Origin of the sequence: Mesorhizobium sp. LMG17149, from assembly GCF_024518695.1 — a bacterium.
GTDB lineage: Bacteria > Pseudomonadota > Alphaproteobacteria > Rhizobiales > Rhizobiaceae > Mesorhizobium.
The window spans coordinates 269,566-278,766 of the sequence record NZ_JANIFL010000009.1; the positions used below are offsets into that span (position 1 = coordinate 269,566).

Sequence of the window (9,201 nt, forward strand, 5' to 3'; positions counted from 1 at the left end):
CTTCGCAGCGCCACCTCTCCCCCCTCCGGAGGGAGAGGAAGGGAGCCAACCTTTCTAAAGCTCGCGCCTTTCCTCTACCCCGTCGATCGGGGGAGAGGTGGCTCGGCGAAGCCGAGACGGAGTGGGGGTCGATCTTTCATCGTGGGGCGAGGAACCCAGGTCCTGCTACTTCCAGTTCTTGCGCCGTTCGAGCTCGGCCTCGGATGGCTCCCCTGTGACAAACGAGCCGACCTTGATCTCGCCTGATCGTTCGTAGGTCGCCATGATGACGCCGGTGCTGGTTGCCTGCGACTTGATGAGCTTGAAGGCGGCCGGCATCGCGCTGTCGCCGAACAGCCGCTTGCCCTTGCCCAGCAACAGCGGGAAGATCATCAGCCGAATTTCGTCGATCAGCCCGTTGGCGAGCAAGGTCTGGATCAGATCGCCAGATCCCTGGATGAGCAGGTCAGGGCCATCCTCCTGCTTGAGACGGCGCAACTCCGCAACGATATCAGGCCCGAGCGATTGCGTGTTCTGCCAGGTGAGGGTGTCAGGCCGATGCGTCGCCACATATTTGGTCGCGGGGTTGAAGGCATCCGCGATCGAATCTTTCTGATACGGCCAGTAGGCGGCGAAGATGTCGTAGGTTCTGCGGCCGAGCAGCAGGGCGAAAGGCTTGGAGAACAGTTCATCCATCGCCGCGCCCCCCGCCTCGTCAAATAATGGAAGGTCCAGCCGCCGAACTTGAAGCCGCCGACCGGATCCTCTTGCGGGCCGCCGGGCGCCTGCATGACGCCGTCGAGGCTGACGAATGTCGCAGAGATGATCTTTCTCATTCCAATGCTCCCGTTCTTCGGTCCACGCCGTCGTGGCCGGACTTCAGCCCAAGGACGGGCGACGAGCCACCGGTCCGACAGGACATATGAAATTTTGGTAAACCACCATCATTTGCGAGGCCCGGGGTGGAGATCTTCCGACGAGAACCAGACATCGCCCGATATGGCGGTGGCGGTGTCGTCCGGCGCCCTGTCCTGGACCAGCCAGATCGAGCGGCTGCGCGCGGCCTGCTCGCGCGTCGGGATCCTCGACGCTGAGTCTGCGAGCGAGGCGCCGACGCAGGGAATGAACCACGACCGCATGAACGGATCGCAGGCGAAGCCTTTTTCGGTGCGGATCACCATCACCGCCAGCGGGACGCGCTCGGCCGGGCGCCAGGGGAAGATCATGCGGCCGCCGGGCCGCAGCGCCTTCAGCCACCCTGCTGGTGGCGCTGCGACGCCAGCATTGACGTAGATGATGTCGGATGGCGGCAGGGGCGTCGTCACCGCATCGCCATGGACGACCGTTGCATTGCCATATGCTTCGAGATTTTTGCGCGCCAGATCGGCCAGTTTTTCGTCGAGTTCGAAGCCGGTGACGGTGCCGCCTGGTAAAACCAGCTTGGCCAGCACGGCGGTGTAGTAGCCGGTGCCGGCGCCGATATGAGTGACGGCCTCGCCAGGTTTAGCCGCAAGCTTTCCGATCCACATGGCATGCAGGAAGGGCTCGCCATTGTTGATGCCCTTGTCGTCGTCGAGCGTCACCAGCACGTTCTGGTAGACATGGGCCGGGTCGGCGCTCGGCGTCGTGACCTTGCCGTTGCCGGCGATGACCGTCCACGGACCGGGACCGAGAAACGCTTCGCGCGGCACCTCGGCGAAAGCCGCTTCCAGGCGTGGGTCGGGCGAGCCGGCATGGGCGACCAGCAGCCGCGCGTAGAATTTCCTGATGTCTTCGATCTGGGCCATGCTGCGGGACAACATAGCGCGGATTGCCGATTTGTCGCGAGACTACCCTTTGCGCACGGTAGTCGATTTTCGAAGCGGAGCTTAGCCGATGCCGAACATGGTGTCGTAGAGCAGCTTGAAGTTGAGCCCCAGGATGACCGCGGCGACTACCCAGGCAAGGGCGGCGACGCCGCGCGGAATGGCGAGATTGCCCATCTTCTTTTTGTCGGAGACGAACTGCACCAGCGGGACGACCGCGAAAGGCAACTGCATCGACAGGATCACCTGGCTGAACACCAGCAACTGGCCGGTGCCCTTTTCGCCATAGAGCGCGGTGACGACCACCACCGGGATGATGGCGAGGCCGCGCGTCAAGAGCCGGCGTGCCCAGTTGGGGATGCGCAGGCGCAGGAAACCCTCCATGACGATCTGGCCGGCAAGCGTTGCGGTCACCGTCGAGTTCAGGCCGGACGCCAGCAGCGCCACCGCGAACAGGATCGAGGCGATGCCAAGGCCGAGCAGCGGCGACAACAGCTCGAAAGCCTGGCCGATCTCGGCAACATCCTGATGGCCGGTGTTGTGGAAGGCGACCGCCGACACGATCAGGATCGCGGCATTGACGAACAAAGCCAGCATCAGGGCGATGGTCGAGTCCGTCGTTGCCCATTTGATGGCGTCGCGCTTGCCCTTTTCGGTGCGTTCATAGGCGCGGGTCTGCACGATCGAGGAGTGCAGATAGAGATTGTGCGGCATGACGGTGGCGCCGATGATGCCGATGGCGATGTAGAGCATCTCCGGGTTGGTGACGATCTGCGACGATGGCACGAACATGGCATGCAGGATCGAGCCGGCCGGCGGGGCGGCGACAAAGATCTGGATGGCGAAGCAGCTGAAGATGATGATCAGCAGCGCGACGACGAAAGCTTCGAGATAGCGGAAGCCCTTGTTCATCAGCAGCAGCACGAGGAAGGCGTCGAGCGCCGTCAGCATGGCGCCGCCGATAAGCGGAATGCCGAACAGAAGTTGCAGCGCGATCGCGGTGCCGATGACTTCGGCCAGGTCGCAGGCGATGATGGCCAGTTCGCAGGCAATCCACAGCACGAAGTTGACTGGACGGGGATAGTAGGCGCGGCAGGCCTGGGCGAGGTCGCGGCCGGTGGCGATGCCGAGTCGTGCCGCCAGCGCCTGCAAAAGGATCGCCATCAGGTTGGACAGCATGATGATGAACAGCAGCGTGTAGCCGAACTGCGCGCCGCCGGCGAGGTCGGTCGCCCAGTTGCCCGGATCCATATAGCCGACCGAGACCATGTAGCCGGGACCCATGAAGGCGAACAGGCGGCGGAACCAGACCCCCGAACTCGGAACGGCGATCGACGCGTTGACCTCGCGCAGGCTGGGCTCCTCGTCCTCGTCGGGCCTGGCGAACCGCCATGAGGAACGGGAGGCTGTGGCTTCGACTTCGGACATGGGGGAGGGCTTTCCGGGAGACTGGGCGATGTTCCTTTAAGCTATGCCATGGCTCAACATTATGCAATATGCTATATTTCATTGTCGGTGCTTTTTATTCTGCTGGCGGTATCGGGCGAACCCGCAATCGGAAGTCCGGTTGCACCTGTTGCGGAATGCAAATAAACGGCCTGAAGAATCAGAGCCCGTGCTATGAAAGCATGGATGGCAATAGTCCTGGGAGGAGCGCGTATTGGCGCTGAAGAACAGACCGGTCCCGCGCGAGCCGCTGCTCGACGCCGAAATTCATTCGGAGGGCTTCCGGCAGCAGCGCGAAGCGCGCCGCAGCGCGCTGGTCGAGGATTATGTCGAGCTGATCGCCGACCTGATCGAAGACGGCAACGAGGCGCGCCAGGTGGACATCGCCGCACGCCTGGGCGTCGCCCAGCCGACAGTGGCCAAGATGCTGACCAGGCTGTGCGCCGACGGCCTGGTGTCGAGAAAGCCCTATCGCGGCGTGTTCCTGACCGATGCCGGCCGCAAGGTCGCGGAGCAAAGCCGCATCCGCCATCAGACGGTGGAAGCCTTTTTGCGCTCGCTTGGTGTCAGCGCCGAGACGGCGCGCATCGACGCCGAAGGCATCGAGCACCATGTCAGCGCCGAGACGCTGGAAGCTTTCCGCAAGGCGATGACGGCGCGCTGAGCCGCCAGATTTCCGGCGCTGCCGGAACCGTCGCACGCCGGGCACGTTGCTCCCGACAGCGCGCGTTTTGTCGCGCGAACGGAGGAAGCGATGGGCATCGAACAAGCACCGACCGCAAAGGGCAAGCAGGCGGCCGCGGGACTGAAACAGGCGGCGGCGAGGGACGAGCGCAAGACCGAGGCGGAAACCGGCCGTCCGCTTAAAAAGGGCGCGGCGCGTTTCGAGGAACGGTCGAAGAGCTCTGACGGCAAGAGCGCCGGCGCCAAACAGGAAGATTAGGCGTCTGACGTGATTGGCTGCAGGCCAAGGCCGCTGTTGGACGTGGTTTACGTCCTTTCTTGCGGCAGTGTCTATCGCCCTCCGCTATGGCTGCGGGCGTTCGAGCCTTTTGAAAGGTCCAGTGGACCTTTCAATTTGCCTGCGGCAAACCGTTCCCTCACTCCCTGACATCCTGCACCCAGCTGCGCGGGTGGCCGTCGACGCGGAACTGGAAGATGAAATAGGGCGGGATGCAGGTGCCTTTGCCGGCTTTTGCCTGCACCAGATCGTCATAGCCTGCGGTGCAGATATAGTCCTCGCGGCAGGGATGCGCCTTGTCGCAGGCGCGCAGGCCGGCGGTCTTGGTGAATTCCTTCGTGCAGAATTTGTGGTCCTTGCCCGACGCGATGCAGTCGTTGAAGCCGGTCTTGGCCAGACGTCCGCACGTCGCCTCGTCGGGAAGCTTGTCGCAGCTCGCCTTGCGCAGCATGCCACCGGGAAAGCCGCCGGTCTTCTGCTGCGGATTGTCGTAGCGCTGGCGCGCCGCGCCATAGCCGGCGAGCTTGACCGGCGGCTTCTTGTCCCGCGCCGGGTCGATGGCGCAGGCCTTGGCGGTGGCCGGGGAGAGGCGGCAATACTGGTCGTTGCCCCAGGTCGACATCCTGATCTCGCCGAACTCGACCGGGTCGCCGACGGCCGTGCCGGCCTCGCTGACGCAGGTGCCGAAGCCCGGATGGATGGCGCTTTCATGGACGCCAGCGCAGCGCAGGCCGGTGCCGCAGGTCCAGTCCTTGAAACTTGGGTCCTCGCCGCGATAGCAGATCGAGCCCCAGCCATTGTAGAGGTCGGTGCCTTTCAGCGCCTCGGCATATCTGGCGTCCGGACGGGCGGCGAAGCCGCGCGTAAAGTCCGGGTGACTGCCGGCGGCGAACTGCTCGACGATGGCGCGGCGGCGCGGCAGGTCGGCGAAGAACACAGCCGAGCCCGGCACGAAGACGGCGTTGCGGCGCGGCTCGCTGGCCGGATCGGCGCCGGTGTAATGAAAGCCGGCAATGCCATGCGTCTGATGGCAACCGGTGCAGCTCATCTCGTTGAGCCGCAATTTGAAGCCGGCCGCCGACTTGATGGTGGCGAGCGTATTGCCCCTGGCGACGTAGTCCTTCAGCGCCTTGTCGATGTCGGCGTCGTCGACCAGCCCGTAGACGATGTTGTTCTGCGACCGGCTGAGGCCGCCGGGTGCGACGGAGACGGCGCTCCTGGCCAGGAATTTTTCATCGATGACCAGCCGGCCATGGTCGAGGTCGTAGATGTTGCGGTCGGTGAGCAGCCATTTGGCGAAAGACGGCTTGTCGGCCAGCACGGTGGCGCGGTCGATCTGGTTTTCCATCTTCGCTTCATAGAAGCTGGACGTCGCCGGATCCCATTTGAAGATCTTCAGGAGGTATTCGGCATGACCGCCGAAATCGCGCCGCGTCGAGGCAGACAGGCGCAGCACCTGCATGTTGAGTTCGAGTCGCATGATCTGCGACGAATTGAGCATGGCGCCCGACAGCGGCCCCTCGTCGGAGCGCAGCCAGGCGGCAAGCTGGTCGGGCGGCAGGTCCTTTTTTCCGGCTGCCAGCCAGCGCTGGGCAATATCGGCGCAGGACACATCGGTGGCGCTTGGCAGATCCTTGGAGGCGCGCGCTTGTGCCTGCCTGGGTTTGGCGTTGAACACCAGGCTCATGGTCAACGGCAGCCGCGAGGAAATGCGCTGGCCCGCCTTTCCCTTCACCGGCTTTTCAGCGATCGAATAGTGGAAGCGGTAGATCAGCCGGGTCTCGCCGCATTCGGTGTGGCCGAGATAGCCGCGGTCCATGCGGTTGACAACGCCGGTGAGGTCCAGCGTCGAGCCGTCGTCGTCGATGTATTTTGGATTGAATTTCTGGCTGGTGTCCTTCGATCTGGCCATGTCGGCGACATAGGGGTCCGGACTGGTCTTCGGCTCGTCGGCGATCTGCTGCTTGACTGTGTCGCGCACCGTCGCCAAAGCCGGTACCGAGAACAGACCGCGATTGTCGACCTCGCGGGTCAGGCCGAGCGCTGGCCCCAGCAGGCGGCTGATCGACAGTCCGCCGCGTTCCAATGCCTGCAAGGTGGCGGGGTCGGTGACGGCAACGCTGGAATCGAGCGTCACCGCGCCGGCTACCGGCGTGCCGAGGCAAAACAACGCCGCAATCAGCGACAGGAACGAACCGATCGTCTTCAAGCCCAATACATCCCCCATCCACGAGCAATGCTACAGGCCTTGCGCACTCTCGGCCAGAGCGGTGAGGCCGTCATGCCAGAACCGCCGCGGTCTGGAAAAATGCTGTGACTTGGAGCAACCATTGAGATAGTTGTTTGTTGGGTTGAGCCCCGCAACAACGGGGAAGTTTGCAGCGCGAGGAGTTGCCATGCTCTGGAGAGGCCGTCGTCAGAGTGACAATATCGAGGACGACCGCAGCGGCGGTGGCGGGCTCGGCGGCGGCGGTGGCCAGTTCCGCATTCCGATCGGCGGCCGCACCGGTGGCGGCGGCAGCATCTTCCTTGTCATCCTGGTGGTGCTGGCCGGATGGTATTTCGGCTTCGATCCGTCGACGATCCTGGGTGGCGGCGGACTGGCGCCGGGCGGCGGCGGCCAGATTACCGAGGACAGCGGCTCTGCTACGCCGGCCAATGATGAGATGAAGCAGTTCGTGGCGACCGTGCTGGCCGAGACCGAGGACACGTGGACCGGGATCTTCAAATCGCAGGGGCTGACATATGAGGACCCGAAGCTGGTGCTGTTTTCCGGCCAGGTCCGCTCGGCCTGCGGCTTTGCTTCAGCGGCGGCCGGACCGTTCTATTGTCCCGGCGACCACAAGGTCTATCTCGACATGACCTTCTTCCAGCAGCTCGACCAGCAGTTCGGCGCCTCGGGCGAATTCGCCCGCGCCTATGTGATTGCGCATGAGGTCGGCCACCACGTGCAGAACCTGACCGGCATCATGTCCAAGTTCAACCAGATGCGGCAAAGCATGGGTGAGGTCGAAGCCAACCAGATGTCGGTGCGAATCGAGCTTCAGGCCGACTGCTTTGCCGGCGTGTGGGCGCATTACACCGGGCAGAAAGGCATATTGGAGCAGGGCGACATGGAGAGCGCGCTGAACGCCGCCAAGCAGATCGGCGACGACACGCTGCAGAAGAAGACGCAGGGCTATGTCGTGCCGGAAAGCTTCAACCATGGCACCTCGCAGCAGCGGCAGACCTGGCTGGCGCGTGGTTACAAGAGCGGCAAGCTGTCGGAGTGCAACACGCTGAGTGGGCCGATCTGACCAGGCCGTTTTCGAGCTTCACCTGCCGGCGATGTTGCCGTCAGGGGCTGTCAGGATGAACGCATCCGGATTGTTCCCTTATTGTTCCTTGCCGCGAGCTCGCCTATAAGCTGCGTCCGCCTAAGCCTGAGGGCGAGCAGAGGAGCTTGACCCAGCATGATCGATCCCAAAACCGCCAGACGGGGCCTTGCGCTCGTCTTCACCACGCTGCTGCTCGACATTATCGGCTTCGGCATGATCATGCCGGTGCTGCCGGCCTATCTCAGGGAATTGACCGGGGTCAGCATCAGTGGCGCGGCGATCGAAGGCGGCTGGCTGTTCTTCGTCTATGCGGCGATGCAGTTCGTCTTCGCGCCGATCATGGGTGGCTTGAGCGACCGGTTCGGGCGGCGGCCGATCCTGCTCGCATCGGTGCTGACCTTCTCCATCGACAATCTGATCTGCGCGGTCGCCTGGTCCTACCCGATGCTGTTCATCGGGCGTGTGCTGGCCGGCATTTCAGGCGCCAGCTATTCGACGACTTCAGCCTTCATCGCGGATATCTCGAACGATGAGAACCGGGCAAAGAATTTCGGCCTGCTCGGTATCGCGTTTGGCGTCGGCTTCGTCATCGGGCCGGTTCTGGGCGGGCTGCTCGGCACGTTCGGGCCGCGCGTGCCATTCTATTTCGCCGCCGGGCTCGCCTTCGTGAATTTCCTCATTGCGTTGTTTTTCCTCCCGGAAACGCTCGATGACAAGCATCGCCGCCGCTTCGAGTGGAAACGCGCCAACCCGGTCGGCACGCTGCTGCAGATGCGCCAATATCAAGGCATCGGCTGGATCGGGCTTGTCTTCTTCCTGATGACGCTCGGACACATGATGTATCCGGCGGTCTGGTCGTTTGTCTCCAGCTACCGCTATGGCTGGAGCGAGCAGCAGATCGGCTTCTCGCTCGGCGCCTTCGGCCTGTGCGGTGCGATCGTCATGGCGACGGTGCTGCCGCGCGTGATCCCGAGGCTTGGCGAGTGGAAGACGGCGGTCATCGGCCTGACATTCACGGCAGCCAGCGCTTTCGGCTATGCCTTCGCGTCGCAAGGCTGGATGATCTATGCGGTGATCGTCGTCGGCTGTCTGGAAGCACTGGCCGATCCGCCGCTGAGGAGCCTCGCCGCCGCCAAGGTGCCGCCTTCGGCGCAGGGCGAGTTGCAGGGCGCGATGACCTCGATCTTCTCGATCACCTCGATCATCACGCCGCTGCTCTATACGGCGATCTTTTCCTGGTTCACCGGGCCAAGCGCGCCGGTGACCTTCGGCGGTGCGCCCTATCTGGTCGGCGCATGTTTTCTGACGCTGGCGGTCATCGTCTTCGTCACCAAGGTGGCGAGGCCCGCGGCGCGCGCAAATGTCTCCGCCGGCGTCGCCGAAGATGGAGCGCAGGTGTGAGCCATGACAGCCGCATTGCGCTCACCTGGGAGGGCCATCCCAGAAGCCAGCGAGGGCCGGTCGGTGGCTTGGACATTCCGATGCGTTCGCTGTGAAGCGCCAATCGTACCTGACGCTTGCGCCGCCCCTTGTATCTGCACGAGATGATTATGTGCGATGGAAGCGATTGAGCCTCGGGCCGGATGGCCATCCGGCCCGAGGCTTGGCGAAGTCGCCCGCTGCCCCTCCGGCTACAACCGTCAATGAGCTTGGGATCTTCGCCTTTGTCACGCACGACCGAATAGTCGCTTGG

The 9,201-nt window shown here is 63.5% G+C and carries 7 protein-coding genes and 1 pseudogene; 4 read left to right on the forward strand and 4 right to left on the reverse strand.

The window, feature by feature from the left end; genetic code table 11:
• Nucleotides 1–165 precede the first annotated feature (165 nt).
• The 3 genes and pseudogenes from NP945_RS22475 to NP945_RS22485 form a co-directional block, all read right to left on the reverse strand.
• Nucleotides 166–815 (reverse strand): annotated as a pseudogene (locus tag NP945_RS22475) (dihydrofolate reductase family protein).
• A gap of 108 nt (nucleotides 816–923) precedes the next feature.
• The gene (locus NP945_RS22480) at nucleotides 924–1,766 is read right to left on the reverse strand and encodes a protein-L-isoaspartate O-methyltransferase (RefSeq protein WP_256747548.1); all 843 of its coding nucleotides are present in this window, start codon (nucleotides 1,764–1,766) and stop codon (nucleotides 924–926) included.
• 81 nt (nucleotides 1,767–1,847) lie between these two features.
• Nucleotides 1,848–3,212, reverse strand: coding sequence for an Nramp family divalent metal transporter (locus tag NP945_RS22485; protein ID WP_127271218.1), 1,365 nt, complete (start codon nucleotides 3,210–3,212; stop codon nucleotides 1,848–1,850).
• A 232-nt stretch (nucleotides 3,213–3,444) separates the two neighbouring features.
• Here NP945_RS22485 and mntR point away from each other — a divergent pair, with 232 nt between their 5' ends.
• Both mntR and NP945_RS22495 read left to right on the forward strand, forming a co-directional pair.
• Nucleotides 3,445–3,894 (forward strand): manganese-binding transcriptional regulator MntR, encoded by a 450-nt coding sequence (gene mntR / locus NP945_RS22490; protein WP_127271216.1) that lies wholly within the window; start codon nucleotides 3,445–3,447, stop codon nucleotides 3,892–3,894.
• 90 nt (nucleotides 3,895–3,984) lie between these two features.
• Nucleotides 3,985–4,173 (forward strand): hypothetical protein, encoded by a 189-nt coding sequence (locus NP945_RS22495; RefSeq protein WP_127321885.1) that lies wholly within the window; start codon nucleotides 3,985–3,987, stop codon nucleotides 4,171–4,173.
• A 157-nt stretch (nucleotides 4,174–4,330) separates the two neighbouring features.
• Here the strand turns inward: NP945_RS22495 and NP945_RS22500 are convergent, their stop codons facing one another.
• Nucleotides 4,331–6,400: a hypothetical protein gene (locus tag NP945_RS22500; RefSeq protein WP_256747549.1), complete on the reverse strand. Its 2,070-nt coding sequence runs from the start codon at nucleotides 6,398–6,400 to the stop codon at nucleotides 4,331–4,333.
• A 187-nt stretch (nucleotides 6,401–6,587) separates the two neighbouring features.
• On the opposite strand from NP945_RS22500, the gene NP945_RS22505 reads away from it, so the two are divergent.
• Nucleotides 6,588–7,487 (forward strand): neutral zinc metallopeptidase, encoded by a 900-nt coding sequence (locus NP945_RS22505; RefSeq protein ID WP_256747550.1) that lies wholly within the window; start codon nucleotides 6,588–6,590, stop codon nucleotides 7,485–7,487.
• A gap of 156 nt (nucleotides 7,488–7,643) precedes the next feature.
• Nucleotides 7,644–8,909 carry a TCR/Tet family MFS transporter gene (locus NP945_RS22510; protein WP_127809605.1) on the forward strand — a complete coding sequence of 422 codons (1,266 nt, stop codon included), beginning with the start codon at nucleotides 7,644–7,646 and terminating at the stop codon, nucleotides 8,907–8,909.
• Nucleotides 8,910–9,201 lie beyond the last annotated feature (292 nt).

What these genes read in the sequence shown, in the direction of transcription:
- NP945_RS22480 (WP_256747548.1), bottom strand. Translation starts at nt 1,766, where the DNA reads ATGGCCCAGATCGAAGACATCAGGAAATTCTACGCGCGGCTGCTGGTC.
- NP945_RS22485 (WP_127271218.1), bottom strand. Translation starts at nt 3,212, where the DNA reads ATGTCCGAAGTCGAAGCCACAGCCTCCCGTTCCTCATGGCGGTTCGCC.
- NP945_RS22495 (WP_127321885.1), top strand. Translation starts at nt 3,985, where the DNA reads ATGGGCATCGAACAAGCACCGACCGCAAAGGGCAAGCAGGCGGCCGCG.
- NP945_RS22505 (WP_256747550.1), top strand. Translation starts at nt 6,588, where the DNA reads ATGCTCTGGAGAGGCCGTCGTCAGAGTGACAATATCGAGGACGACCGC.
- NP945_RS22510 (WP_127809605.1), top strand. Translation starts at nt 7,644, where the DNA reads ATGATCGATCCCAAAACCGCCAGACGGGGCCTTGCGCTCGTCTTCACC.